The following is a 26,580-nucleotide window of genomic DNA, read 5'->3' as shown; positions in this document are numbered from 1 at the left end:
AAATCTTCAGCCCTCATAGTTTCAGCCCTCAAATTTTCAGCCTTCCTATCTCATACTTCCTCACCATCTCTTCTTCAACCGTCACGCCAATTCCGGGACCCTCGGGGATAGCAATATAACCCTCATCATCAAGCGTTACAACGGGTGAGACGATATCTTCCTTAAAATATCTTTTGGTTTCGGAAGTGTCGCCGGGAAGAGTAAATGCGGGTGCTGTCTGCAGGTGGATATTGAAAGCCCGTCCGATGCCCGTTTCGTCCATGCCTCCCGACCAGACAGGAATTCCGTTTTCCTGACAATAATTCGCAATTCTTACCGCCTCTGCCATGCCGCCGACACGCCCCTCTTTGATGTTGATGATCCGGCACGAACCAAGTTCCACCGCCGTTATTGCATCTTCAAGTGAATGAATCGACTCATCGAGACAGAGGGGAGTTTCCAGTTCCCGCTGAAGCTTTGAATGAAAATAAATATCACTGTAAGAAAGGGGTTGTTCAATCATCGTAAGACCAAACCTGTCAAGCTTGCTGAGGTGGGCGGTATCATCGAGTGAGTAATCACCGTTTGCATCTACCATCAACTGCAACGAAGGAAAACTCTCCCGAACTGCAGCCACCCAACCGATATCCTTCCCCTTTTTGATTTTCATTTTCACCCGGTGATACCTGAGATCGACCGCTTCCTGAACAGCCGCGAGCAAATCGGGAATGGAATCCTTTATCCCAATGCTTATTCCCGACATTATCCTCTTCGGTTCAAATCCAAACATTTTATAGAGAGGCACCCCCTCAATTTTTGCAATCAGATCGAGGAGTGCATTCTCGACGGCAGCCTTTGCCATCATATTTCCGCGGATGTGTCGCATCTCAGTTTCAAACTCAGCAAAGCTCATCCCCGGCCTCAAAACGGGCAGGATAAACTCTTTAATTATGTGCATGCATGAAACAGTGGTCTCGGGACTGTAAAACGGATCGGGATCAGCAACACATTCTCCCCATCCCGACACTTCCCCGCTCGAAATCTTTATAAGAAGTGCCTCCTTGCATGTCCATGTGTACGAACTGATCGAAAACGGCGTCACAAACGGAAGACTCACCGTAATTGCTTCGATTGATGTTATGGGAGGAATTACTTTTGTTTGGAGTTGGGGGGTTGAATAAGATGACATAATATGGCTTTCAGGAGGTTTAAATAATAAATTTTATAGTCAGGAATTTATAAACTTTGAAGCTCTAATAATGTCATGGCTTCAGCTCTTCTATTTCGAAGAATATCAAGAATGTAATTTATTGATTCATTAGCACTTTTCAAGGATATCGGAATGCCAAGAATATAAACTTTATTCTTGTAACTATTTATATTATTCAAATAGACAAGTTCATTAAGGGAAATTTTTGAATAGGGATAGCAAAGAAAAGAAACCTTTGTTTTCTCGCCAGAAAAAGATGAATATGCTAAAACCTGGTGAAGATCATGTCGGTGTTCTTCCTTAATATTGCCGTCAACGATATCCCTGTTATATAGATTTGATTTGTATTTAGCGTCAACGATAACTACCTCATTTTCTAGTTCCAGTAAGAGATCTGGAGACAAACTAGAAAGTCGCCAGGAAAGATTATCCCTTTTAAGTTCCGGAAACCGAATATTTTTGTGAACTCTCCCTCCAAAATATTGACCAACTTTCTCAAAAATATGCTGAACGAACTTTTCGAATAACTCAGAAAAATCAACTCTCCAACCTAATGATTCCTCAAACTTATTATTAATTATCATATTTGCATGTTTCTTGCACTCTTTAACTAGTTTAGTATCAGACTGCCTTATTACAAAGGAATTAACATTCAAATTGTCGATAAATTCTAAGTGTTTTTCGATGTACGCAACCTCATCTTTCAATGCTAATTTAATATTTGTGGGCGTTGATATGCTAGAAAGCTCCGCCTTACATAGATTAAAGACATATTTCATCTGCCCAAATTCGAGGTGATTAATAGTATGAATGCTTTTCGTACAAAGAAATCGAAACTTGTTCTCAACTCTAAATTCATTTATGAAATAATTATTCCAGTTAACATTTCCTCTTGGGGTATCATGATACTTGGTTTCTTTACCAAACTTAATCCAATTAGACCGCACAACTTTGCTAAATATCTCAATAAATTTCATAGCTTTTAGAAAAAGAGGTGGTTCTAGGACCCTTCCAGAGGCTAATTGTAAACCAAAATAATACTCAACATTAAGATCAACCTTTATAGTTTGTATAATGTCTGCAATTACTGAGAAATCATTTCCATTAACGAATCTTGGTTCAACCACAAAATCACCAATCTGTGTGCATTGTGCCGGTTCCAGCAGAGGTATAGTTCCAATGTACTTTGAAGTCTTAAATGAAATGGCGATTCTGGCACCACTTTCTTCGATTTCCCCTGAGATTCCTAGGAATTCAAAACTCTTTTTATTGATGTTAAGAAATTTTGGAATGTGGCTACCAATCTCTCTCTGATCGCTGCCTTTAAACCATTTTTTCCTCATCTCAAGACCTGACAAGGATGCTGATCTTCCTGTTAAACAGGGCATCTTAATAAAAATATCCATGCTTTACTACTCGAATAGAGGTGTATTTATTCTTTCAAGAAAATAAGTATTGAACTCTTCTCTGGCATCTATTAACAAACCTTCTTCAATATATTCTCTAATCAAAGGGTACAGCTCATATTTTATCCTATCTTTCATTTGTTCTTCGTTCGCGATAAAATATGCTTGACCAGGTTGCAAATTCAGTTCGTGATGGTTTGCATATTCTGTAAATATATTTGAAATTCTATCAAAGTCAGATTTGTGGAAATTAATAATATCTAATTTCTTTGGTTTTAAAGTATACCAAGCAAATCTTCTACGAAGTGCAAAGTCCACGACGGCCAAACTTCTATCTGCAGTGTTCATTGTCGCAATAACATAAAAATTATGAGGCAGTTCAGTTATTGTCTTCCCAGGATAGAGCTCAAGCTCGAGATTCCGCTCACCTGCTTGATATTCAAACAAGTAGAATATTGGACCCAAAACACTTGATAAATTTGCTCTATTGATTTCATCAATGATTAATAAGGTTGATTCTTCGGGATGTTCTTCTGCCCATTTCACTGCGTTGTTGAAAACCCCAATATGTTCTTCGTATTTTATCATATCGGAATTTAAAGATGGCCGAATCCCGTAAATAAAGTCCGAATATGTGGTTTCTGCATGAAATTGGGTGAAGAAGGTCTTATAATTTTCCTCATTAGCAATTGTTTTTGCAGAATAGGTTTTCCCTGTACCTGGCGCGCCCTGTAGAACTATATATTTTCGCTCCCGAAGCAAATTTTTAATAAGTACATCATCCTCGACATTTGATGACTCAAAGCGACTTAGAATTGAATCTACAAGCTTGATTTGATTTTTTGTAGATGGCCATTGCCGTATACGAGCATAAGCTGCTAAGAATCCTTCCAGGATAGAAAAACCTTCATCACTGTCCGGATCCTCTACAATTCGAGCGGCCGGTAATACATTGCTGTATCTTTCAAGAGTAGCTTTTAAATGAGCCAGATTATCATCCTTTGTGAGTTTTGTAAGTTTTGTTTTTAAATCTGTAAAGTCTGATTTTATAAATCCATTTTCGCCCACAATTTTAGAGAATAGTCTTCTGGTTCCAGGTTTTGAAGCCAATTGAATATCATTTTTAAAACCAGCACTACCCACTCCAAGTGCCACAATCCAAGGTTTACCCTTCTCGTAGGCAGGAAAAACTACTAATGATAGATCCTCATAAGCTCCATTAGGGGGTTCTTCAGGGTTTATCCATCCAAAATAATTACCTTTGGAGCCTGTAATTGAATCAAGTTTAGTATTGTTACGAAAAATGTAATCTGTCTCTTTGCCACCAAAATCAGCAGCTCGATTTTTTAGTTTTTCAATAATTTTAATTATATCCGGTTCCATTAATATTTCCTACTATTTCTAGTTAATTTTTATTGGTTTACTTTCTCTCGGTCAACAAATCATCATATCCAACGCCTAAAGCTTTGGCGATTTTTTCCAGGCTTAATATTGTCACTGTTCTTTCACAGCGCTCAATCATTCCGATGTAGGTTCTGTGTAAGCCGGCCCGAAAACCAAGCTCTTCCTGTGAGATATTTTGAAGTTTTCTGTAATAACGGATATTTTCGGCGAAGATGTTAAGGATTTGATATTCTGAGACCATGGCAGGCTTTCAAGATGAATAAACTGTATACTATCGTGTACAAAATTACCCCATTAATCAAAAGCTTACGACAGACCAATGTATGCAGAGCAAGCTGCATTAATATCCCATTAAGCTTGCATTATAGGAGATATCAGAAGAGGTTATAGAGTAATATATTTAGAAATCGAGGTCAGGAATTAAGGTTTGTAAGAAATTATAAGGAAAGAAAAATCAGGCTAATTATGTACGATGAAGATAGGAGCTAAACCCTCTCCCCTAAAGTCTCAATCTCTTCGGGACTGATCCCAATTGCGTATCCTTCGGCGAGGAGTTTTCGGTTGCCTTCTGACATGGGGGAATGTTTGTCATCGGGATGGTTGAGGACGAAGAGTTTTTTACCCTGGATGCGGGCAAATTCTGCGGTGTGCATGGTACCGCTTTTGAGGTCGGATTCGATGATTACTGTGGCGATTGAGGAACCGGTTTGTAGGCGGTTGCGGCTTTTTAAATTGGATGGTGAAAGTTTGGTTCCGATGGGGTACTCCGTGGCGACACATCCGCCGGTCTCACTGATTTCGAGAGCGAGTTCGCCGTTTTCTGGGGGATAGATGATTTGCAGTCCGTGTCCTGTGAAAGCTACGGTTTTTCCACGGTCGGAAATGCAGCCTTGATGTGCTGCTGTGTCACACCCGCGGGCAAGTCCGCTTACAACGGTGTAACCTGATGAGGCAAGCACCTGACCTGCCAGAAACGCCATTTCCCTTCCAAATTCAGTGGGCTCCCGGGTACCGACTACAGCCACACCGGGCGAAGCGTTAAGTACTGAAAGATTTCCCATAAAATATAGAATCAACGGCGGATCGACGATGGTTCGAAGCATTTCAGGATAACCCTCATCCCAAAATGTGGCACATCCCGCTCCCTGTTCAAGATGAAACTCAATATTTTTTACGGCTTGCAGATATGCAGCATCCAGCTCCTCTTCTTTGACGAGAAACAGCGGATCGACTTCTTTAATCGCTCTTCTGAGGGAACTGCTGTCCTCCACACGGTCGGAGAAACGGGCGATGTTCGCCTTTTTTTTGTCGCTTATTCCGGTGATCCTTGTCAATGCTATGCTGAATAGGTAGTCTGCCATGATTCCGTAAAAAGTAAATGATTGTCGATGTAAAAATAAGAAACGGGATGAATTATTGAGGGCTGAATATTGAGGGCTGAAGGATGAATAACGAAGGATGAAATTTTGAAGGCGGTGGTTTCTGTTTTGATGTATGATAATCTCTTCCGCGATATCCGCGGAATCCTTGGAACCATTCAAACTTCTGCCCTCTGCCTTCTTCCTTCCGCCTTCTTCCTTCCTCCTTCGTTTATTGGTACGATACTCTTATATTTAAGGTTACCTTTTTAAATAATTATCGAGTATCACCCGTTGAAAAAAATTCTTTTCGCATCGTTGTTTTCGTTTTTGCTTGTGAATGCATCGCAGGCGCAGATAAGCTCCACAGTAAAGGAGCTGGTGTTTCCTCTTACGGTTCTTAAGAGCAGTGCCATTAACTCATTTTATCTGGTAAATCATTTTACTTCGGCGAAAACTGTCAGAGCGGTATCACTTCTCAGTGTGTTTTCCACGGGTGATACTATGGTTACCATTAACGGCAAAGACAGTGCTCTGATTACGGTCAATTACGCTCCCGTACAAAATGTAACAAGCAGGGCATTCCTTGTTTTTTATACTGCTGACAGTTCCGCTTCATATACCATCAAACTGACGGGATCGGGATCCACGGGCGACAGCTACCAGAGCACCACTTTCGACAAATACGATGCAGACCTGAAGACAGCACTCAACGCACTGGTTATCAACCATACCTCCCTCGGCTACAATTCCGGCAGAGACAGGATGTTCGAAAATATCGATAAACAACCCGGCGACACTATTGAGTGCGTTTATACAGGAATAAAAATTAAGGCCGCCACGCGAACCATTGCCCAGGGTTTGGGTTTTGACACTGAACATACATGGCCACAAGGAACATTCTCGCAGGCGGAGCCGATGAGATCAGATATTTTCCATCTCTATCCGACTAATTCTACCGCAAACAACACAAGAAGCAATTACCCCTTTGGTGTGGTTACAAGCGGTGTAAGCTGGACGGGTGGCGGAAGTAAGCTTGGCTTGAACGGAGCGACCACTGTCTTCGAACCAAGGGATGTCCACAAGGGAAATGTAGCGCGTTCGATGCTCTATTTTATTCTCAGATACCCGACGAACTATCAGAGTTATCTGACTGCTGCACAGGAATCGACCTTCAGAATCTGGAATAAGACCGATACGGTGGATACAAAAGAGAGACTTCGCAACACGGCAATTGCTTTTTACCAGGGGAAGAAAAATCCGTTGATCGATCACCCCGAGTTTATTGACCGTGTTTACAGTTTTATTACCAACACTTCGGCAACACCGTCAGCAAAACTGAATGTATATCCAAAAGGTGTGGTTTTCGACACGGTTTATGTAAACGATTCGGCTTATGTTTCGATGTGGCTTGTTAATTCAGGTAACAAGAACCTTACTATTGCTTTGGGATCGATCAGCAATCCTGCATTCAGTTTTGTGAATCTGCCCGTTCAGATTGCTGCCAACTCCGCAGTTGAAGTGCTGGTTTCATTCAAGCCAACTGCCACAGGTAACTTTGCGGGACTGATGGACATCAACAGCGACGGAGGGAATTTTTCCGGAATGATAAAAGGAGTCAGCGTTATTGGAACGGGAATTGACGACAACAAATCACCGGCTGTCGTAAACCACAGCTTCACTCTTTTGCAGAATTATCCGAATCCCTTTAATCCCGAAACAAAAATCGGCTTCACTGTACCAAATGTGACGGGTGGACTTTCATTTGTGAAACTTGCGGTTTATGATGTGACAGGGAACGAAATTGCAGTGTTGGTGAACGAAGAGAGAGCTCCGGGCGATCACTTTGTGACATTTGATGCGTCAAATCTGTCGGGAGGTGTTTATTTTTACAGAATGCAGGCTGATGGCTACACTTCAACCAAAAAACTTGTGTTGTTGAAGTAGGGCGCTATATAATTCGGAAAGAAAATTAAAATGTATGGAACAGAAACTAAAAGAACGGCGGGCTACTTGAGAGACTTGCAGAAATTTATCGTGGTTGGCGACAAAGTTCTCGTTAAACCTGTTGAAGACGAAGGAAGAACTCATGGCGGACTCTACCTCCCGCCGGGTGTTACCGAACGGGAAAAAGTGCAGAGCGGATATGTTCTGAAGACGGGTCCCGGTTACCCGATTGCGATGCCGGGCGACGATGAGCCGTGGAAAGAAAAGGATTCGACGAGGTACATCGGTCTTCAGGCACGCGAAGGTGACATGGCAATCTACCTGAAAAAAGATGCCATCGAGATTGAGTATGATCGTGAAAGGCTCGTAATCGTACCACAGACAGCAATTCTTCTGCTGATCCGTGATGACTTCATGGTGTAATTCGATAAAAATCAAGTTATGAAGAATTAATGTTCAAACACTACACACATGTTATATGGGACTGGAACGGGACACTTTTCAATGATGTTCATGTCTGTCTTGATATAATAAACAACATTTTAGAGGAAAACGGCTACGACCGCCTCACATTTGACAGGTACAGGGAGATATTTACCTTCCCCGTGAAGGAATATTACAGGGCTGCGGGTGTTGATTTTGAGAAGCACCCCTTCGAAATTATCGGGAAGGAATGGGCTGATACCTACGAGGTTCGACGCCACGAAATGGATCTTTTCGAGCAGGTGGAAACGGTGCTTTCAAAAGTGGCGGGACACGGCATCAAACAGTACATTCTTTCGGCTTATGTTAAAAAGGAACTTCTTGATGTGGTGGAAAAACACGGTCTGACGGGCTATTTCGAAGAAATTCACGGTCTTGGAGATGTGTATGCCCACAGCAAACTGGAACTTGGACTCGATTTAATAAACAGACTTGGAGATGCCAAAAAATCGGCAGTGCTGGTGGGCGACACACTGCATGATTATGAAGTGGCAAAGGAAATGGGCATCGATTGCATCCTTACTGCTTCAGGGCACCAGACAAAAGAGCGACTTCTTGCCGCCGGTGTCCCCGTCTTTGACAGCATCAATGACTTTGTGGAACATCTGAATTGAAGGCAGGAGCTTGAAGGCTGAGGGATGAATTTCTGAAGGCTGAAGCTTGAAGGCTGAGGGATGAATTTCTGAAGGCTGAAGTTTGAAGGCTGAAGGATGAATTTCTTAATTAATCGCATTTAACCAAATAATTGTAACCCCATGAGAATATACACAACCCTTGTTGTCGCAGTATTGCTGTGCCTTAATGTCTCTGCACAAGTGAACCGAAGTGACAATTTGATAACCTATTTTAACACGCTAATCTCGGCAATTCCCGATACAGCACCTCGCGGACTTTATGTTGAACCGACATCCGAACAGATGAATATCTGGGAGCGGGCTCTGAATGCAATGTTTGCAGGGAATTACTCGACAGCACATGGAATTGCCGATTCGATAGGTTATGAAGTCGTTTCTTTCATGGACACGGAACCCAACCCCGACAAGCAATATTATTTCCTCGAGAAGAAGGACACAGGTTCAAACTATTGGGGTACGGTGGTCTTAAATCCGAATCCCCTAAGGCAGAAGTTGTTTATCCAGTCACCACATCCCAAATATGATTTTAACACAGGGAAGCAGGGAATTCATGTCTTTAAGCAGGCAGGGGCAAGGGGTTTCTACATTTCGGGGACGCACAGGTGCAATTCTTTAACAGCATCGGAGTGTGCCGGAACAACAACGGTTTGTTCGGGGGTTGATGAAGCATTCCGCAAATCGGATCAGCCTCACAATCTGGTTTCCGCTCTCCAGCGGTCAACCGAGGTTTTTGATGAACAGATTTCGGGCATGATAGCAATTCAACTGCACGGTTTCACAAAAGGGACCGGTGACCCTTATGTGATTATGAGTAATGGCACAAGAGATACTCCTTCTACTGACTGGTTGACTGAACTGATGAACAATCTTGAAGCGCAGGACACATCCTTGACTTATGAACTGATGCATGTGAACACCTCCTGGACAAAACTTGCAGGGCTAACTAATGTACAGGGGAGGTATCTGAACAGCAGCAGCAGTCCCTGCAGTACTTCCGCATCGGTTTCATCAGGCCGGTTCCTTCATCTTGAGCAGGAAAAGACAAAACTCAGGGATGACATCACAGGCTGGAACAAGATGGCTAATGCAATAATCGCCACTTTTGGTGAAGACCCTCTCCCCGTCGAACTGAATTATTTCCAGATCAGGGAGGAAAAGGGTGATGTAAAACTTTTTTGGGGAACAGCAACCGAGGTAAACTCTTACGCATTCTTTGTTGAGCGAAGAAAACCTGACCACGAGTGGGTGCAGATCGGTTCAGTTGAAGCAGCCGGGCAGAGCAACTCGGTCAAGTATTACTCTTTTACTGATGTAAAGCCTCAACCCTCGAGATATGAATACAGATTAAAAATGGTTGATAACGACGGGACCTATGAATATTCAGGTGTGAACAGTGTGGAGATTCTGCTGCCGAACGGTTTTGTGGTTAGTCAGAACTACCCCAACCCCTTCAATTCCGACACTGTTTTCGAAGTGGTGCTGCCCGTTGCGTGTGAGTTGACACTCGAACTTTTTACTGTCCCCGGTGAGCATGTCACAACAATCTACTCGGGTGTAAATGAAAAAGGCGTCAGGAAGATTAAATTCTCTTCCAACGCCTTAAATTCGGGAGTTTATTTCTACAGAGCCGTCGCAAAGGAGACAGGGGGTAAGGTTCTCTTCAGTCAAACCAAAGCGATGACTCTTCTTAAGTAGTCAATCAAAGAATTGCAGCGTATTTTTTAACCATGAATGATCCGTTTGCTCCGAGTCTGGCATACAACCAGGCTTTCTGACCAAGGATGTTTTTTGATACCTTGCTGTCGCTTCCGAGTTTGTCAAGGGTGACAATTGCATCAGAATAGCATTTGAAATCTTTGAGGACAAGTCCCTTCAGGAAGAGCTTGCTCTGCTCATCAAGTTTATCATTTTTATTGATATCTGCAAGTGCGGCATTCACATCAGCCGTAAATTTCTTGTCGGCTACAATTATTACGCCCGCCAAATCATAACTCGCGCCGAGTTTCGGTTCTTTTCCAAGAGGATACACATCCCATTTAAATCTTTGTTTTGAATCGGTTTGAGTGAAATTCACTCCGGGAATTGTAAATTTAACAAGCGTGTTGGTCATTCCTTTAACTGTCCCGCGGAAAACCTCTTTGTTTTTTGAGTCCATCACGAGGAGAACATACTGCTTTTCGACAGGGGTTGCTTCGGTATATGCCGAGTCGAACCAGGTGAATTCCGGATTCTCGGAGATGATAAGTCCCGCCGGGGCTATTGGAATCACACCTTCAGCCCTGAAACTTGCAGGGGATGAGAGTTCCTTGTCGATGTCGTTTTTTGCGGTCAGATTTACATTTTTTCTTGAAATAGCGTTAATTCCGGATTGAAGAGCGGAGGTCTGTCCGTTTCCATCGTCAAGTCTGGATGTCCCGGATTCTTTCCCCACGAAAAGTTTTTGTTTTGGCATCAGATTTACAATTTCGCCGTCCATGAAGTAGATGGTTACTTTTGAATCGGAGTTGAGAGAAACAATGTCACCTTCTTCAAGCGTTGCACCCTGCAGGAGAGCTGTTTCAGTTTGTGTTGCGGGGTTTACCACTACGGGCGACCCTTCAGTACCTGTAACAAGGGCAACGGGAACACCGGGTGCATCGGAAGCGAAGGATATTGCAAAAAAGAGAAGAAGAGGTAAAAAGTAAACGATCTTTTTCATTGTGTCTTTCTTAAGGTTATTAAATCTGATTGTTTAACCAACTGACCACCACTTTTGTTCTCAATGATGTAAATTAGTGTGATTCTGATCATATTTGGGTGCAATTTTGGTAAATTTTCCAATGCGATATTCCCAAACCCCAATTTAACATTTTTAGAACAAATTAAAAAGGAGCTATATGGGCAAGACTGTTCTTGTTTCGGGAAGTTCTTCGGGAATCGGACTTGAAGCCTGCAAACTTTTTGCTGAAGCGGGCTGGAGCGTTGTTGCAGGAATGCGAAATGCTGCCGGGAGAAAGACGCTTCTTCACGATGAAAGACGCGTGAACATTATTGATCTTGATGTAACTGACTCCGAATCAGTGAAAAAGGCAGTCGAATACACCGTTACCAACTTTGGAGGAATTGATGTGCTGGTCAACAATGCCGGTTACGCTCTAACAGGTGTGTTCGAACACTATGAAGAGGACCTGGTTAAAAAGCAGTTTGACACCAACTTTATGGGAATTGTAAGACTCACGGGTGAAGTGCTGCCACATATGAAAAAACAAAAAAGCGGAACGATTGTAAATGTTGCATCTGTCGGCGGAAGGGTTACATTCCCCTTTTACAGTTTTTACCATGGAACAAAGTGGGCAGTGGAGGGTTTTTCCGAGTCACTTCAGCATGAACTTGTCCCCTTCAACATCAAAATAAAGATCGTTGAGCCGGGTCCCGTAAAAACAGATTTCTACGACCGTTCCATGAATATTCTCGAGCCGAAACCCGGGGATGGTTATGAAGATTATTTCAGCACAGCCTTCAAAAACATGAATTCAGCCGGAAATAAGGGTATTTCTGCAAAAAAAGCCGCAAAAAAAATTGTAAAAGCTGCCTCCGATACAGGATGGAAACTGCGATATCCCGTCGGTTCAATGGGGATTCTTTACCTGAGAAGGCTGCTGCCAGATGTTTTGTTCAACGGAATAGTTAGGAGTATAATTCTTAGAGGTTTTAAAAACTCGAAGAAATAATCTATATTTAGGGTCACCTTAAATATTTCCTTTCACCGCTTGGACTTATAATCAGAATGCCGGTCATACTAACAGCATTTTTAGCCATCGTTTTGCTGTTTCAGGTGCATCCGCAGACATTGGATGCCACCCGTTACAGTGGTCTGCAGTTTTCAGGAAATTACCACTTCACTTCCTCTTCTCCTCTGAAACGGATACCTTTACCAAAGGAAAAAAGGTCGCTGTTTCACATCACCAAATCGAAAAAAATATTCCCGGGAGAGAAATACTCCATCGGGTTTGTCTTCTGCCTTTGGGAAAACACAACCAGTGGCGAGGTTTTTTCTCTCAAGGGAGGCAAGTATCATATTTCATTCTACTACAGAACAGCAGAAACAAACAGTGAGGCCGTTTTTGAATTGTTGCTCGACGGTAAAAAGACGGGGATTTCGTTTCAGATGCCGGTTGACATGGTTTATGACGGGCACTGGTTCCCCTTTCTGCTGGAGATAAACGAGGAAAAAGGAAGTATTTTAATCAGGATGGACGGAATTACCAAACAGGGATCTTTCAAATCGATTAAAAGAAGCGAGGGGATCGACCTCAGATTTGGAAGAGAAGCCGGTTCAGGGAATTGCCTGCCAATGATTTTGAAGGATTTGAAGTTGAGTTCTGCAGGCAATCTGTTGCATCACTGGCAGTTCACCGAATTGACAGGAAACATAGCATACGACGAAGAGGGGGGGTTGGACGCTGAAACAGAAAACTGTGAATGGCTTATAAACAAACATTTCTATTGGGAACCTGCAGTTTCTGCTGAATACCGGGAAAGCAACCTCTATCCAAGAGCGGCACCCTCGCCTGAGCACATCCATATTGATAAGAATGGCATCCGGATTTATAATCTAAGAAACAAGACCCGCACAAAGATAGGCTATCCTCTGAATGACTTTAAGTTCTTTATGGTAAGCCCGCTCAAGGAAAACGACAGCCTCATCTCTGCTCACTCAGGTTATCCTGACAAACCCGGGGTACTGAATTTCAGAACGGGCAGGTTCTTAATGCAGATGGACAAGATCACACCCGACGGCCATCACTACGGGGGACATTCCTTTGTGGATCAAACGGACACTTCCGTTTATTTATATGGAGGCTACGGCTGGTATAAATTTAAAAATGTTCTGTTAAAGTATAACAAATACACTCAACAATGGGACACATGCCTGACGAAAGGGGAAAAACCACTCCCCGGGACTTACTTCAGTATCCTGAAAAATCTTAACCGAAACCGTTACTATATATTCGGCGGAATCGGAGTAGAATCCGGCAGGCAGGAAGATGCACAGCATCCGATTTGGGATCTCTTTGAACTTGATCTGTCGACTTTGACCTGGAAAAAAATCTGGAAATGGAACAATCCGGAAAATCTGATTACCACCGATCTTTCTGTTTGGGCTGACAGAAATCAAAGTGCGTTTTACTCAATCTGTAGAGTCTATGAAAAAGGGTTGAACAGAATTTACTACCTGTCTCTTTCTGACAGTAATATGATTGCCATGGGCGACACTCTGCCGGGACAGCAAAAAGGGCCTGTCTCCTTTGGACTTTATGTCGATTATGAAACTCAGCTCCTGTATCTCTGGAATTACTCTGTAGACCAGAACGATTCCATCCCTGTATTTCATAAAATCAGGACTCCAATACTCACTGATAAAGAACTCATGGAATTGAAGGAAGCATCAACTCCCTTCAAGATTGAGAGACGGAACAGGATTCTCAAATACTCCGCAATCATCCTTGCTTTCGTTGGGGTTCCCGCTGTGTTTTTCTTTTTCCTGATGAAAAGAAGGAAGAAAAGAAAAGCGGAGTCTGAAAGCATTCCTGACACGGGGTATGACCCGACAGAAAAGTATGTTTCACTGTTTGGAGGGCTGACCATTGTAAATGATAAAGGTGAGCGGGTTGACGAAGGTTTCACACCAAAACTGGCAGAATTGTTCGCAATAATCCTCTATTATTCCACACCCAATCCTGAGCACGGGGTACTTTTCAGCAGACTTGAGCAGATTTTGTGGGTGGACATCCCTCCGGAGAACATAAAAAACAACAGAAATGTGGCTTTCTCCAAATTGCGTTCTCTAATAACGACGAATTGCAATATGACAGTTGTTACCGAATCTGATTCTGTAAAAATTATCCTTCCTCCCGGTATGATAAACGAACAGAAGTTGATGAACGATCTGCTCCTCAGGGATTTGAAACTCTGGTCGGATCAGGATTTGAACCGCTTTCTTAAAATTGTATCGAGAGGTGAGTATCTTGCCGAAATACATTCTGACTGGGCAACCGGAGTGAGAACCGAAATGGTATCTGCAATCATCAGGAAATCAGTCGGGATTCTGAATACCTTCTACAATAAACAGGAATTTGAGACCTGTGTCCAGATATCTGACATTGTCCTGAGTCAGGATCCCCTCGGGGAAGAGATCCTGAAGTTCAAACTCAAATCCATGATACTTCTTGGCAGAGAAACAGAAGCGAAAAAAGAGTTTAACTCGTTCCGGAGAGGGTTCAAACGCCACTATAAGGAAGAATTCGGCAAGAATTTTAGCGAATTTATCGAGTCAAAAAATGATTAACCGCTCAATCAGCACCGTCATTTTCTTCCTTGTTGCCTGTTCATTCATGGTCAGTGCGACCGATACATCTTTGACACGGGAACCCGGTCTCTTTTTTTACGGCAATCACAACAAACTGCAGAGCCTTGACGGAAAAGAGATACGTCTCTTGGATTCTCAAAAAACAAAATTTTCAATTTTGAAGGAAGATGTTTCGGGTTCTGGTGAGAAATACGGACTTGAGTTCGGATTTTCCGTCTGGTACAACAGAGTTTTTGCAAACATTTTTGAAATAAGGAACAGTTCATACCAGCTTGCACTCCGGTATCTCTATCATCCTGATTCTTCGAATGTTAATCTTCAGGTAAGAGTAAACGGAAGGTTTGTTCTGTTGTCTTTTCCTGTCCCTCTTTCTGAATTCACCGAAAAGAGGAAGTTTACATTTAAACTCTCCGTTGATGAAAATAAGGGAAGTGTGACTGCAATATTGGACGGCATTCAGAAGAAAGCCGAGAGCAGGTATCTGAAACCGGGGAAAGCGTCAGAAATCAACTTTGGCGCAAATTATCGTGACAATGATTGCATGGACCTCATTCTTCGAGATTTGAAGTTGATTATCAACGGTGAGCTGAAGCACAGATGGAAATTTTCCGAAGTAACGGGAATCACCGCTTATGACAGCGAGGGTGATCTCGATCTTAAAATCGATAACCCCGGCTGGCAGTTGAGTTATTACTTCAACTGGCAGCAGGCACCTCTCCCCGACAGTTCGAGGCTAAAGGATGTCACTTCGTTCTACAGATTAAATACCAATAACAGGAAAGCTGCACTCGAAGAAAAGCCCAACGGAATCATAACCGGGAACCTGCTCCCTGTCGAAATGGACAGTCTCGACCTTGTGTCGGTAAAGCTGGATACGGTTTACAAAAGACTTTATGCAGTACTTCACTCAGTGGAAAAGTCGAAAAAGAAACTGTTGACTTTCTCCCTCTATCTACCCGCAATGACCGAAAAAGAATACCGGGAGAGGCTTAATCTGATTCCAGAGCCGGGAAGAAAACAATATCCCGGATGGATAACATACACAGGAGCCGGCATTGTCGCCCTGCTGATTCCCCTCTTTATAATCATTCGCCGGCGAAGACAAAAAAAGAATGAACCCGATACAACCAGGAACCCCGTAAGTGAATTTTTCCCGGATGATATAAAACCCGAAGTAAAAAATGTTATCACCCTCTTTGGCGGTTTGAGGCTGATAGACAGGGACGGGTCTGAAATTCAGTCTGAACTTACCCCCAAACTTCAGGAAATATTTTCAGCGATCCTCTACTACACCACATTTGGCAAGACTCCGACGGTACCACTAAGAAAACTCGAGAAGATAATATGGTCGGACATCCCGAAAGAGAAACTTAAAAACAACAGAAATGTTGCCTTCTCAAAACTCCGAAAAACTCTGAACAAGCTCGACAGTGTAAAACTGGAGATAGATGATGACAGGGTCTGTCTGACAACGGCTCCACCTGTTACAAATGAAATGGCGGAACTTGCCTCTCTGTTCAGCCTGCTCGAAGTAAAAGGTAAAATTTCAATTGATGCTGTCATGGAGAAGTTTACCGGCATCATCAAGGGAGGAACCATCCTTGAAGGGATAAAATCGGATTGGGCGGAGAGGGAAAGATTTGCACTCTCCAACCGGATATTGGAAATTCTACTTCTTAGATGTGCATACCTTTATGAGTCAAAAGATTTCCATGCGTGCAACAAGACTGCGGGGTTCGTTGACCTTTTTGATCCTGCAAACGAAGAGGCATTCAAGTATAAATTAAGATCTCTTTTCCATCTTGGAAGGCATTCTTTGGTTGAAGAGGCATGGCAGACCTTCCAAAAAGAGTATGAAACTGTTTACGGTAAAAAATACCCGCATTCCATTCAGACAATCCTGAAAAACTAAAAACCGAACAAAAATCCCCAAATAATCAGTACTATTATGAAAAAAGTTTGATATTATTTCAACTTTTTTCGGAAAGTGCCGTTTCATTAATCGTTTCAGTAACCCCTCCCGCATATATTTCACCCAGTAATTATGATTAATTCCGTTCAGGGTATTCAAAACAGAAGTCTTTTGGGGTGAGTAAAACCACCATCAGCAAATTACAGGTAATCGAAACAAGGGTAAACAATCAGAAGTCTTTTGGGGTGAGTAAAACCACCATAATCAAATTACAGGTAATCGAGACAAGGGTAAACAATCAGAAGTCTTTTGGGGTGTGCAAAAAAGCCATCATAAATTGCAGGTAGTAGTTTCAGGGTAAGATAAAAGGAACCATCTTCGTGGGATGTCGGGGGCGACATCCCGGATTTTATAGTCAAAAATGTTAGTGAATGAAATTAATTCGTCAGAGGGTCTTTGCAAAAGATAGCTTGGGGGGGTGCAACAGGTAAGCACCCCCGTGGCTATTTCGAATTGTTATCTCGCATTAAGAGCTGAATTAAAATCAGCGTTCACCATTATCTTCACCAGTTCATCCAGTTGTGTCTTTGCTTCCCAACCAAGTTCATTTTTTGCTTTGGCAGGATTACCAATCAGCAGATCAACTTCAGTAGGTCTGAAATATTTTGGGCTCACTTCAATAACCACTCTGCCGGGTTTTAACTGCGAAAGATCGACAGGACCCGTATATTTGGTAGTATATTTTTCGATGAGGGATTTTAGATAATCTTCATCAATTGATTTTATGACACCTTTTTCATCGACACCTTCACCTTTAAATTCAATCTCTATTCCGAGACCGGCGAATGCCATCTTGCAGAAATCTCTTACAGTATTGGTAACGCCTGTAGCGAGCACAAAATCGTCTGCCTTCTCTGCCTGAAGTATACGCCACATCCCTTCACAATATTCCGGTGCAAAGCCCCAGTCTCTTTTGGAGGATAGGTTACCGAGTACGAGAGTTTTCTCTTTTCCCGTCACAATGGCTGATGCTGCCATGGTTATTTTCCTCGTAACGAATGTCTCGCCTCTTCTTGGTGATTCATGGTTGAAAAGTATACCGTTGGATGCGAAGAGGTCATAAGCCTCGCGATAATTTACAATTATCCAATAGGCATAGATCTTAGCAACCGCATAGGGCGATCTTGGATAGAAAGGTGTCTTTTCATCCTGCGGAATAGCCTGAACCTTACCGTAGAGTTCACTCGTTGAAGCCTGATAAAACTTCGTTTTGGCGTTTAAGCCTGTTTCTCTCATTGCATCAAGAAATCTCAATGTTCCGAGCGCATCCACCTGTGCTGTATAGTCGGGGACATCAAATGAAACCTTCACATGACTTTGGGCAGCGAGGTTGTAAATTTCATCGGGAGCGATTTTTTCGAGAAGTCTGTTAAGATTGCTGGTATCGACCACATCACCGTGATGGAGGAAAAATCTTTTGTTTCTTACTTCATCGTTGTTGTAAATATGATCTATTCTTCCTGTATTAAAAGAACTGCTGCGGCGGATGATTCCATGTACAGTATATCCTTTTTCGAGGAGCAGTTCGGCAAGATAACTTCCGTCCTGTCCCGTAATGCCGGTAATAAGAGCTGTTCTCAATTTGTATTTCCTCATTAAATTTTAAAAATCATTCTTTCCAGATAAAGTCGAACAGCATATAACTTGCTGCTGCGATTACAACATTGTAGCTGACCAGGGCGAAAAACTCGGGTGAAATTTCTTCAAATGTTACTCCATCCGAACACCGTTTCGTAATTTCCACCAGCATCAGTAGAAGTGGCAGCAGAATCGGAAACGAAAGTACGGGGTAAAGTGTCCCTTTCGAGTTTGCTTTTGCAATTATGGATGCAATGATGGTTGATGCAAATGCCAATCCGGTATTCCCCAATACAAAGGAGAAGAAAAAGATAAAAACATTCTTCAGCACAAATGCATCAAACAAAGCAGAATAGAGCACCAGAATCACCATATTCATGGCGAATACGAGGATAAGATTATAAAAAAGTTTTCCCGTTAGAACAACTGTCGGACTGGCAATCAGTTGCAACAGAAGTGCTGTTCCTCTTTCCTCCTCCGAAACGAATGCCCTTGAAAGCCCCGACATGGCGGTAAAGAAAATTACCACCCAAAGGAGACCGCCGGCGAGAGCCGAACTTATTTTCTCCTGCCCTATCGCAAAAAGGATAACGCTGATCGTGACAACAATGAACATTCCGAGAGCATTAATTGCATATCTTGTACGAAGCTCGGATGTAAGGTCTTTATTGAAAAGCCAAAGGGCTTGTTTAAACATCGTCAGTCCCTCCCTGCCGGCTTATGATCCATAATCTTGATGACCTCTTTGCACATGGCAAGTTCTTCTTCTTCATTTGTTGCAAAAATTACAATTTTCTCCTGTGCAATGCTTTTTGCGAGTTCATAAACCTTTCCCTTGCCTTCAGCATCGAGATTGGCGGTCGGTTCATCCAGAATAATGAGTTCCGGATTGTGGATAAATGCAAAGATTATTTTAAGCCTCTGCTTCATACCCGATGAATAGGCTCTGACAAGGTCGTTTTTCCTCTTGAGTAGGGAAAAATGATCGAGAAGTGAGTCCATTTTCGCTTCATCAAGCTGCTTACCCCTGATATTCATTGTAAATTCGAGATTTTCCTTTGCGGTAAACTCATCGTAGAGTACGAGGTAGGGGGAGGCGAAACCAAAATGACCGGTCGAATTAGCCGGTGTAAACTTTTTTCCGTCTGATTCGAGATAGACTTCCCCCGATGTAGCAGAAATAAGTCCGGTGACCACCTTCACAAGGGTCGATTTTCCGGAGCCGTTGGGACCTGCCACGCCAAAAAGTCCGGGAGCAGACCACTCGAGGTTCACATCCTTAAAGATTACTCTTCTTTCGAATGTTTTTGTAAGTTTATTCAAGACTAATTTAGTCATCTAAATTAAAATTTTCCTTTATTGCTTCAATTCATCAGTTGAGAATTACAAATTTGCCTGATTTATTCTGATCGTTTGCTTTGAGTATGTAAATATAGACACCCGAGGAGAGTTTTTGCCCAAAATTGTTGCGAACCTGCCACTTCACCAGATTCCTTAATACACCCCATGAGGGTTCTTCTCCTGAATAGATCAGGTCTCCCGCCACATTATATACATTGAGAATCGTTGTGGTATTTTGCAAAAATTTAAAAGGGAAATATATCACATCTTCTCTGTTTTTCCCGTATGTGAAGGGTGAAGGATACGGATCATTTTCCGCATTTTGGGGTTGATCCCCCCTGCTTATCACAACATTATTTATAATGGTCGCCGTTTTTGCCTGATATGCCGGGTTTTTCCCGAATTTATCATAATAACTGCCAAAAAGAAGAGCAGACCCATCCGCCTGATATGTGTATAGACTGTAGGAATAATCAAGGTATGAGTCGGGTGAGTCGAACCACTTGTCGGTTGAATAATCGGTAACTATGGTAACAACTGTGTCACGGGAGCCGTTTTGGGAATTTGCCACCATAAGGGAATTGTTGGTAACAGGGTGCGCCTTCAACGAGATATCGACTCTGTTCCCGGCAATGTCAGATTTCATGTAATTTACCAAAACCGGGAACCGGGCAGCATCTTTGTAATATTTCCCGGGGATTGCTCTGTAACTTGTGAAATAATTCCACATTCCAAAAGTGTTAAATTCTTCAGTTGCGGATGAACCGGCCTCGGTAAGAGAATTCACGATCGCTTTTACAGCCCTGTCTCTAATCATCAACTCCCACTGCCTTTTAATTATATCATAACCGAGTCTTTCCTTTAACATGAGGGAGAACGGTGCGAGACAATAACCCGAATACTTTGAAATGGAGAGTCCCGGGTTTTCGAAATAATCAGGCAAATATGCGAGATAGTCATTTACTTCCGGAAATACAAATTCTTCCATGGATGTGGATACGAGTTCGTGAAAGAAGGTATCGGAATAGCGAAGAATGTAATTCCCCATCTGAATTGCGTGATGAAATTCGTGTGCCGCTGTTACCATTGCGGCAGGGAGTCCGCTTGTATAGAAACCTGCAAAATCATTGTCAATTTTTATGTATGACGAATATTGCTCGAGAAAGGGTGAAACCTTCGTTTCAGGGATCGTCTCGCCGTAATAGTATTGAAAAGCTACGATGTAAACATCATAAAGGCTGTCACCACCGGCTGTATCGTCAGAAGGGGGTGCGGGATACTTTAAATATGTAATTTCGAACTGATATGAAGAATCGAGAGCAAGGGCCAGACTGTCGACTGAATAAGCAGGCTTTTGAAACCCTGATTTATCGTAGTGGATCCGAAACCGTTTTTGGGGAGACACGATGCTTGTATCCAAAACAGGTCGAGCAGTAATCTCTTTAAATAAAAGTTTTTGTTCCGGTTTTAATTCATCTTGGAAGTAAACTAACGGAGATAGTGAAGGGAGACCGCACTTGTGGTATTTCGCTGTCTGGGGCAATGATACCTGTTGAGTGGTTCGAAGAGCTGTGAAAACATTAAAAACGGAATCGAGATCGGGTTTATCCTGAGAAAAAATCAGGAAAGGAGATAAAAAAACTATTAAAAAAGTATTCCGCATGAATGTTGTTATGATCCTGCCTGTGTGGTCCCGGTCATTTTATCCGGTTACGGAGGCGCTGTTCCCGTCTGGTTCCTGCCTGCTCAAACCGGCGAATCTCCTCTTCAGTTTCGGGGATTACTTTTGGTGCGGGTACGGGGTTGCCATCTTTGTCGATACTTACAAATGTAAGATACGCACTGTTTGTATGCGCTCTGTTCCCCGAATAAAATGATTCGGAGTGGATTTTTACCCCCACTTCAAGCGAGGTATTAAATACTCTGTTTACCGATGCCTGAAGTGTAACCACTTCCCCGAGTTTAATGGGGTGGTGAAAATCAATTTTATCAACAGAGGCAGTTACGCAGACGGCCTGGGCGTGTTTTGCGGCGCAGAGAGCGGCACAAATATCGATCCAAAGCATCAACTGCCCGCCCAAAAGATGTGAGTGGGGGTTGGTGTGGTTTGGAAGCACCAGCTCGGTCATAACGACCTGAGAGATTTTTACCGGCTTATCCATTCTATTGAGCCGAGAGTTGTGGCATTTTCAAGAGATCTGCTCTGATCGATTCAACATTCCGGGTGTTCGGATCACCTTTGTATCTGGCGAGGAAGAGTTCTGTTTCCTTGAGAGCTTCCTTATATCTTTTTCTGTCGACAAGAAGTGTAATTTTGTTGTAGGAGGCTTCACCGCAATATTTTGAATCGTGATACTTCTCGGTAAGGTAGCCGTAGTATTCTATCGCTGCTCCATACATACCCATTTTTTCATAAGTTACTGCATTTGAAAAGACTTTTTGAGCGAGTTTGTCGTTCATTTCGGCAATTTTTCTTTCAGCTTCCTCTACCTTTGGGTCGGTTGGGAAGAAATTGATAAAAGCCTGAAATTCCTCGATTGCCTTCTCCGAGTACTTTTGGTCGAGAGCATAATTCGGCGACAATTCATAATAGCAGTCGGCGAGCATAAATTGTGCGTCTTTAATATACTTGCTTGCGCGCATAGTGTTGATCAGCTTACTGAACTCGTAGGCACCCATCAGATATTCACTTCTTTTAAAGCGGGACATCGCTAGAAAATATTGGGCATCTGCTGCAACTGTACTGCCGGGATATTGTATCAGTATACCTTCAAATTCGGTTATTGCCTCAAGATATGACTCATCTTCGTACAAAGACAGTGCATACTTGAATCTCTCTTCAGGTGACATGGCAGAACGGTCGACATCAAGTGAGCAGCCTGCCAGGAAGATCACAGCCAAAAGTGCCGGAAATAATACTTTTTTCATCTCTAATTATTTTTTTGAGCAATTTACAAATTTAACAAATAAAGCCAAGGTGGGAAAGGGATTAATTTAGCTATCAATTCTCCCTCTCGCAAAAGGTATATCCCCAATTCCATATTTTCCATTTTGCCCGAAAAGTAAAATATAAATATTTATATTTTCCATTTTGGCTTTAAAGTAAAATATAGTATTTTATATTTTCCATTTTGGCTTTAAAGTAAAATATAAATGACCATCAAACACAAAAATTTGCAATATGGACAATTTTAATCCCGGAAGCTACAAACAAGGCTACCAATACAAATACTTTGTTCCATCACAGATAAACCGTTCCTGGAACTTTAGCAACAACAGAATCCTCGAGCTGCTAGAACAGGTTTCCTTAAGACTGGGAGAATTAAACTCCTATGCGAAATTTATTCCTGATATTGATCTTTTTATCCAATCATATGTGACCAAGGAGGCTGTTACTTCGAGTCGAATCGAGGGGACTAGGACCAACATCGAAGAGGCATTTTACGACGAGCTTGATGTCAACCCGGAGCACAGAAATGACTGGATAGAAACAAAAAAATATCTGGAGGCGATGAACTTTTCACTTGATGAATTAAATCGTCTTCCACTCTCCAGCCGTCTTTTAAAAGCTACCCACGCAGTTCTCCTCTCACATGTAAGAGGAAAGACAAAAAATCCCGGCGAGTTCAGGGCATCGCAAAACTGGATAGGTGGTGCCTCTATCAAAGATGCTGTTTTTGTGCCCCCGGCTGCTGACCTTGTTGATGAGTTGATGTCTGATCTGGAGAAGTTCCTTCACAACGAAGACCTCTCCGTCCCTAAAATAATAAGAATAGCGATAGCTCACTATCAATTTGAAACCATTCATCCCTTCCTTGACGGAAACGGAAGAATCGGGAGGCTTTTGATCACTCTGTATCTGATTTCTGCCGGGTTACTTGATAAGCCTCTGCTTTATACATCCGATTTCTTTGAGAAAAACAAAAGTTTATACTACGATAAATTGACCTTCGTGAGGGAGAAGGGAGATATGGAAGGATGGATCATCTTTTTCTTGAATGCTGTAGAAACAACAGCTAAAGAGGCTGTGTACTCATTGAGCAGAATTGTAGAATTGAAAAACAGTTTAACTCAGAAAAAAATAATTGGATTGGGTAAAAAGGCTCAAAAAGCTCAACTCCTGCTCGATCAACTTTTTAGAAAGCCAATCATAAACACCAATGAAGTAGAGCGGTTGTTATTAATCTCTCAAAAAACAGTTAATGAGCTTCTTAGAAGTTTCGAAGAAATGGGAATATTGACGGAAATTACCGGTTTTAAAAGAAACAGGATTTTCCTGTTCAAAGAGTACCTCGATATTCTTAATAAATAGCAATCGGATGTAGCCATATTTTCCATTTTGCCCGAAAAGTAAAATATAAATATTTATATTTTCCATTTTGGCTTTAAAGTAAAATATAAACTGCGAATATTCTCTTTTTTCGCCGTGAGTGACCTTGTGGAGCAGTTGAAGGTGAATGCGTGGTCACCGGGTGAGGCGAAAAACCGCCCTGTACGCCGTGGTGCAACGGAACAGATAGGGTGGTTTTCCGGACGCCTTTATATCCATTATAAGCGACATGTTTGGGTAAAAGAGGGAAAAACCTCAAACCAACTGAATTTTTGTTGCTATCGCTCTTGCAAGTTGAAAAAAATGCACGATTTGACGACATATAAACTGCCACAAATTGCGGGAAATTTTGTATTTTTGACATTCGGAAAAACAGGAAATCATAATGCAATTTACCATTAACAGTATAGCTTTTGACAAGCTGATAACAAAAGTCCTCCCGGCTGTGCCACTGCGTACCCCGATGCCAATTCTCGAGAACATCCTTGTTGAATTTGGGGATGGCGAACTTACCCTTACTGCCAATGATCATGAAGTTGCGATCAGTGTAAAAGATCTGGTTACATGCGACGGTTCGGCAAGATTCATCGTGAAAGGGAAACTCCTGAGCGATTTTGTGAAATCACTCGGCGACACGCTGATCAGAGTGGTGATTGAGGAACAAAAAATTGTGATGCAAACCGATCTGGGCCATTACAATTTCAATTACTCCTCCCCCGACAATTTCCCCGGATTTAAAGATATTGAAACTGAAAACAGCCTCGAAATAGATGCAAAGCTTCTCAAAAAAGCGCTTCAGGCTGCCTCCTTCGCCGTATCCAAGGATTCAGCAAGGGTTTCCATGACAGGTGTGCTTATCGATATGAAAGAGGATGGTACACATTTTGTTGCCACCGATGCCCACAAACTTGTCAGATTTTCAGCTCTCAATTTGAAGCATGACGATCCCGTGGCTATTGTTGTACCGGGTAAAACTGTTAATATCCTTGTAAAACTTCTTGAAGACGGGGTTGTTTCCCTGAAATATACAACAGGCGGCATGTATTTTGAATCAGGAACCACCAGACTCGTTTCAAGACTGATAGAGCATAAATTTCCGGAATACAGTGCCGTAATTCCTGCCGACAGTCCGAATAAGCTTTCAATCAGTAAGGCGCCTTTTATTTCCGCCACAAGAAGAATGGTACTTCTCAGCAACAAAAACTTCCAGCTTGTAAAAGTTACTCTCGACAAAGAGAGCATACAAATGAATACTGAGGATCAGGAGAGCGGTTCAAGGGCTGACGAGTCGATTCCGGCAAATTATATTGGTGAAAATTTTACCATCGGCTTCAAAACCGAATCCCTGCTTGAAATTTTGAACAATCTAAACTGTGATGATCTAGTGGTCGAGTTGGTGTCCCCGTCAAAAGCAGCAATATTCAAGCCGCTTAAACAGGATGAAAATGAGGATCTGCTTATGCTCCTCATGCCGACGCGTCTGAACACAATATGATATTAAAGTCGCTGGAACTTAAGAATTTCCGGTTGCATAAGGATTCGCATTTTGATTTTTCTCCGGGGCTAAACTTTCTGGTTGGTGGTAACGGCAAAGGCAAAACCACCATACTCGAAGCTGTCTATCTCATTTGTACTACAAAAAGTTTCAGATCGAGTCCTGACACTGAGATGGTAAATTTTGACTCGGATGTTTACGAAATTGTCTCCTCCATCGAGAGCTTCACTTCTCATAAAGTGAGGATAAGGTATGGAAGAGAGGAGAATAAAAGAGTATATTTTAAGGACGGGAAGCAATTAAACCGTGCCGCAGATGTGATTGGCAAGTTTCCGGTCGTGGTCCTGACTCCGGCAGATCTCGACCTTACCCACGGGTATCCCGCTGACAGAAGAAAATTTGTCGATTCGGTTATTTCGCAGTCGAGTGAAGTGTATCTTGATACACTTCTCGACTACAACAGAACATTAAAGCAAAGGTCATCTCTCTTAAATAAATTGAAAGAGTTCAGGTCGAAAACCCTCTTTGATCAACTGGAAGCCTGGGATGAAAAACTGGTGAATTCAGGCGTCCAACTCATCGTGATGAGACGAAAGTTCATCAGCGAATTCAAGGACTACCTCTCCGAATCATACTCTCACATTATGAACAACCAAGAGATTCCGGCAATCGAATACGATTCTTTTGCTGTGGATGATGCCGGCATTCAGAGTGTGTTTCACAAGGCGATACTTGCAAACAGGGAGAATGAGATAAGACGGGGGACAAACCTGACCGGTCCGCATAAGGATGATTTTATTTTCAGCATAAACGGAAATTCCGTAAGAACTTTCGGTTCACAGGGGCAGCACAAGACATTTCAAGTGGCATTGAAGTTCGCACAGTTCTTTTTTCTGAAGAAGATTTTAAAGAACACACCTTTTTTCCTGTTGGATGATGTTTTTGGTGAGCTTGACAAGGCAAGATCGATTGCAATCAGCGAGTATCTGAAAGAAGTGGGGCAGGCATTTATAACATTGACCGACTTCTCAAACTACGGGTTTTTAAAGAAGGACGAGAACGATTCAACAATTTTCGTTAATCCTTGACAGGC

The 26,580-nt window shown here is 42.4% G+C and carries 22 protein-coding genes; 10 read left to right on the top strand and 12 right to left on the bottom strand.

The window, feature by feature from the left end:
• Positions 1 to 28 precede the first annotated feature (28 nt).
• The 5 genes from menC to J0L60_12880 form a co-directional block, all read right to left on the bottom strand.
• Entirely contained in the window at positions 29 to 1,168 is a 1,140-nt protein-coding gene (gene menC, locus J0L60_12900) for an o-succinylbenzoate synthase (protein MBN8547022.1), read from the bottom strand.
• 47 nt (positions 1,169 to 1,215) lie between these two features.
• Complete coding sequence (locus tag J0L60_12895; protein MBN8547021.1) at positions 1,216 to 2,595, bottom strand: hypothetical protein; 1,380 nt, start codon at positions 2,593 to 2,595, stop codon at positions 1,216 to 1,218.
• Between the two features lie 6 nt (positions 2,596 to 2,601).
• A complete protein-coding gene (locus tag J0L60_12890; protein ID MBN8547020.1) occupies positions 2,602 to 3,978 on the bottom strand; it encodes an AAA family ATPase in 1,377 nt (458 codons plus the stop codon).
• 37 nt (positions 3,979 to 4,015) lie between these two features.
• Positions 4,016 to 4,240, bottom strand: a complete 225-nt coding sequence (locus J0L60_12885) for a helix-turn-helix transcriptional regulator (protein ID MBN8547019.1) — start codon at positions 4,238 to 4,240, stop codon at positions 4,016 to 4,018.
• 244 nt (positions 4,241 to 4,484) lie between these two features.
• The gene (locus J0L60_12880) at positions 4,485 to 5,360 is read right to left on the bottom strand and encodes a DNA-protecting protein DprA (protein ID MBN8547018.1); all 876 of its coding nucleotides are present in this window, start codon (positions 5,358 to 5,360) and stop codon (positions 4,485 to 4,487) included.
• Positions 5,361 to 5,651: 291 nt separating this feature from the next.
• On the opposite strand from J0L60_12880, the gene J0L60_12875 reads away from it, so the two are divergent.
• The 4 genes from J0L60_12875 (at position 5,652) to J0L60_12860 (ending at position 10,117) form a co-directional block, all read left to right on the top strand.
• Positions 5,652 to 7,304 (top strand): endonuclease, encoded by a 1,653-nt coding sequence (locus tag J0L60_12875; protein ID MBN8547017.1) that lies wholly within the window; start codon positions 5,652 to 5,654, stop codon positions 7,302 to 7,304.
• Positions 7,305 to 7,334: 30 nt separating this feature from the next.
• The gene (locus J0L60_12870; protein ID MBN8547016.1) at positions 7,335 to 7,727 is read left to right on the top strand and encodes a co-chaperone GroES; all 393 of its coding nucleotides are present in this window, start codon (positions 7,335 to 7,337) and stop codon (positions 7,725 to 7,727) included.
• A 29-nt stretch (positions 7,728 to 7,756) separates the two neighbouring features.
• Positions 7,757 to 8,401: an HAD family hydrolase gene (locus tag J0L60_12865; protein ID MBN8547015.1), complete on the top strand. Its 645-nt coding sequence runs from the start codon at positions 7,757 to 7,759 to the stop codon at positions 8,399 to 8,401.
• 141 nt (positions 8,402 to 8,542) lie between these two features.
• A complete protein-coding gene (locus J0L60_12860; GenBank protein ID MBN8547014.1) occupies positions 8,543 to 10,117 on the top strand; it encodes a hypothetical protein in 1,575 nt (524 codons plus the stop codon).
• 4 nt (positions 10,118 to 10,121) lie between these two features.
• Here the strand turns inward: J0L60_12860 and J0L60_12855 are convergent, their stop codons facing one another.
• Positions 10,122 to 11,120: a hypothetical protein gene (locus tag J0L60_12855; GenBank protein MBN8547013.1), complete on the bottom strand. Its 999-nt coding sequence runs from the start codon at positions 11,118 to 11,120 to the stop codon at positions 10,122 to 10,124.
• A 178-nt stretch (positions 11,121 to 11,298) separates the two neighbouring features.
• Between J0L60_12855 and J0L60_12850 the strand changes: the two genes are divergently transcribed.
• The 3 genes from J0L60_12850 to J0L60_12840 are packed head-to-tail and all read left to right on the top strand — an operon-like array spanning position 11,299 to position 16,683.
• Entirely contained in the window at positions 11,299 to 12,132 is an 834-nt protein-coding gene (locus J0L60_12850) for an SDR family oxidoreductase (GenBank protein MBN8547012.1), read from the top strand.
• Positions 12,133 to 12,188: 56 nt separating this feature from the next.
• On the top strand, positions 12,189 to 14,750 hold the full coding sequence (locus J0L60_12845) for a hypothetical protein (protein ID MBN8547011.1): 2,562 nt from the start codon (positions 12,189 to 12,191) through the stop codon (positions 14,748 to 14,750).
• On the top strand, positions 14,743 to 16,683 hold the full coding sequence (locus J0L60_12840) for a hypothetical protein (protein MBN8547010.1): 1,941 nt from the start codon (positions 14,743 to 14,745) through the stop codon (positions 16,681 to 16,683). Before J0L60_12845 ends, J0L60_12840 begins: the two co-directional genes overlap by 8 nt.
• A gap of 516 nt (positions 16,684 to 17,199) precedes the next feature.
• Here the strand turns inward: J0L60_12840 and gmd are convergent.
• Genes gmd through bamD form a run of 6 tightly spaced genes read right to left on the bottom strand, consistent with a single transcriptional unit; the run spans position 17,200 to position 22,590 of the window.
• Positions 17,200 to 18,324 carry a GDP-mannose 4,6-dehydratase gene (gmd, locus tag J0L60_12835; GenBank protein ID MBN8547009.1) on the bottom strand — a complete coding sequence of 375 codons (1,125 nt, stop codon included), beginning with the start codon at positions 18,322 to 18,324 and terminating at the stop codon, positions 17,200 to 17,202.
• Between the two features lie 28 nt (positions 18,325 to 18,352).
• A complete protein-coding gene (locus J0L60_12830; protein MBN8547008.1) occupies positions 18,353 to 19,018 on the bottom strand; it encodes a heme exporter protein CcmB in 666 nt (221 codons plus the stop codon).
• Between the two features lie 2 nt (positions 19,019 to 19,020).
• Positions 19,021 to 19,659, bottom strand: coding sequence for an ABC transporter ATP-binding protein (locus tag J0L60_12825; GenBank protein ID MBN8547007.1), 639 nt, complete (start codon positions 19,657 to 19,659; stop codon positions 19,021 to 19,023).
• 34 nt (positions 19,660 to 19,693) lie between these two features.
• Positions 19,694 to 21,325: a hypothetical protein gene (locus tag J0L60_12820; protein ID MBN8547006.1), complete on the bottom strand. Its 1,632-nt coding sequence runs from the start codon at positions 21,323 to 21,325 to the stop codon at positions 19,694 to 19,696.
• A 34-nt stretch (positions 21,326 to 21,359) separates the two neighbouring features.
• On the bottom strand, positions 21,360 to 21,824 hold the full coding sequence (locus J0L60_12815) for an acyl-CoA thioesterase (GenBank protein ID MBN8547005.1): 465 nt from the start codon (positions 21,822 to 21,824) through the stop codon (positions 21,360 to 21,362).
• Between the two features lies 1 nt (position 21,825).
• On the bottom strand, positions 21,826 to 22,590 hold the full coding sequence (gene bamD, locus J0L60_12810; protein MBN8547004.1) for an outer membrane protein assembly factor BamD: 765 nt from the start codon (positions 22,588 to 22,590) through the stop codon (positions 21,826 to 21,828).
• 253 nt (positions 22,591 to 22,843) lie between these two features.
• Between bamD and J0L60_12805 the strand changes: the two genes are divergently transcribed.
• The 3 genes from J0L60_12805 to recF all read left to right on the top strand — a co-directional run bounded on the left by J0L60_12805 (position 22,844) and on the right by recF (position 26,575).
• Positions 22,844 to 23,974 carry a Fic family protein gene (locus J0L60_12805; protein ID MBN8547003.1) on the top strand — a complete coding sequence of 377 codons (1,131 nt, stop codon included), beginning with the start codon at positions 22,844 to 22,846 and terminating at the stop codon, positions 23,972 to 23,974.
• Between the two features lie 403 nt (positions 23,975 to 24,377).
• Positions 24,378 to 25,487 (top strand): DNA polymerase III subunit beta, encoded by a 1,110-nt coding sequence (dnaN, locus tag J0L60_12800; GenBank protein ID MBN8547002.1) that lies wholly within the window; start codon positions 24,378 to 24,380, stop codon positions 25,485 to 25,487.
• On the top strand, positions 25,484 to 26,575 hold the full coding sequence (recF, locus tag J0L60_12795) for a DNA replication and repair protein RecF (GenBank protein ID MBN8547001.1): 1,092 nt from the start codon (positions 25,484 to 25,486) through the stop codon (positions 26,573 to 26,575). The genes dnaN and recF overlap by 4 nt, the downstream gene beginning before the upstream one ends.
• The last annotated feature ends 5 nt before the right edge of the window (positions 26,576 to 26,580 follow it).

The sequence above is a fragment of the Ignavibacteria bacterium genome (assembly GCA_017302895.1).
Lineage (GTDB): Bacteria > Bacteroidota > Ignavibacteria > Ignavibacteriales > Ignavibacteriaceae > UTCHB3.
This window is presented reverse-complemented; position numbering and strand designations above follow the sequence as displayed.

Excerpts from the sequence above, each read along its gene's own strand:
- J0L60_12825 (MBN8547007.1), bottom strand. The coding sequence starts at position 19,659 with ATGACTAAATTAGTCTTGAATAAACTTACAAAAACATTCGAAAGAAGA.
- J0L60_12860 (MBN8547014.1), top strand. The coding sequence starts at position 8,543 with ATGAGAATATACACAACCCTTGTTGTCGCAGTATTGCTGTGCCTTAAT.
- J0L60_12855 (MBN8547013.1), bottom strand. The coding sequence starts at position 11,120 with ATGAAAAAGATCGTTTACTTTTTACCTCTTCTTCTCTTTTTTGCAATA.
- J0L60_12870 (MBN8547016.1), top strand. The coding sequence starts at position 7,335 with ATGTATGGAACAGAAACTAAAAGAACGGCGGGCTACTTGAGAGACTTG.
- J0L60_12830 (MBN8547008.1), bottom strand. The coding sequence starts at position 19,018 with ATGTTTAAACAAGCCCTTTGGCTTTTCAATAAAGACCTTACATCCGAG.
- J0L60_12820 (MBN8547006.1), bottom strand. The coding sequence starts at position 21,325 with ATGCGGAATACTTTTTTAATAGTTTTTTTATCTCCTTTCCTGATTTTT.
- menC (MBN8547022.1), bottom strand. The coding sequence starts at position 1,168 with ATGTCATCTTATTCAACCCCCCAACTCCAAACAAAAGTAATTCCTCCC.
- dnaN (MBN8547002.1), top strand. The coding sequence starts at position 24,378 with ATGCAATTTACCATTAACAGTATAGCTTTTGACAAGCTGATAACAAAA.
- J0L60_12840 (MBN8547010.1), top strand. The coding sequence starts at position 14,743 with ATGATTAACCGCTCAATCAGCACCGTCATTTTCTTCCTTGTTGCCTGT.
- J0L60_12815 (MBN8547005.1), bottom strand. The coding sequence starts at position 21,824 with ATGGATAAGCCGGTAAAAATCTCTCAGGTCGTTATGACCGAGCTGGTG.
- J0L60_12880 (MBN8547018.1), bottom strand. The coding sequence starts at position 5,360 with ATGGCAGACTACCTATTCAGCATAGCATTGACAAGGATCACCGGAATA.
- J0L60_12850 (MBN8547012.1), top strand. The coding sequence starts at position 11,299 with ATGGGCAAGACTGTTCTTGTTTCGGGAAGTTCTTCGGGAATCGGACTT.
- J0L60_12805 (MBN8547003.1), top strand. The coding sequence starts at position 22,844 with ATGGACAATTTTAATCCCGGAAGCTACAAACAAGGCTACCAATACAAA.
- recF (MBN8547001.1), top strand. The coding sequence starts at position 25,484 with ATGATATTAAAGTCGCTGGAACTTAAGAATTTCCGGTTGCATAAGGAT.
- J0L60_12890 (MBN8547020.1), bottom strand. The coding sequence starts at position 3,978 with ATGGAACCGGATATAATTAAAATTATTGAAAAACTAAAAAATCGAGCT.
- J0L60_12865 (MBN8547015.1), top strand. The coding sequence starts at position 7,757 with ATGTTCAAACACTACACACATGTTATATGGGACTGGAACGGGACACTT.
- J0L60_12895 (MBN8547021.1), bottom strand. The coding sequence starts at position 2,595 with ATGGATATTTTTATTAAGATGCCCTGTTTAACAGGAAGATCAGCATCC.
- J0L60_12845 (MBN8547011.1), top strand. The coding sequence starts at position 12,189 with ATGCCGGTCATACTAACAGCATTTTTAGCCATCGTTTTGCTGTTTCAG.
- bamD (MBN8547004.1), bottom strand. The coding sequence starts at position 22,590 with ATGAAAAAAGTATTATTTCCGGCACTTTTGGCTGTGATCTTCCTGGCA.
- J0L60_12885 (MBN8547019.1), bottom strand. The coding sequence starts at position 4,240 with ATGGTCTCAGAATATCAAATCCTTAACATCTTCGCCGAAAATATCCGT.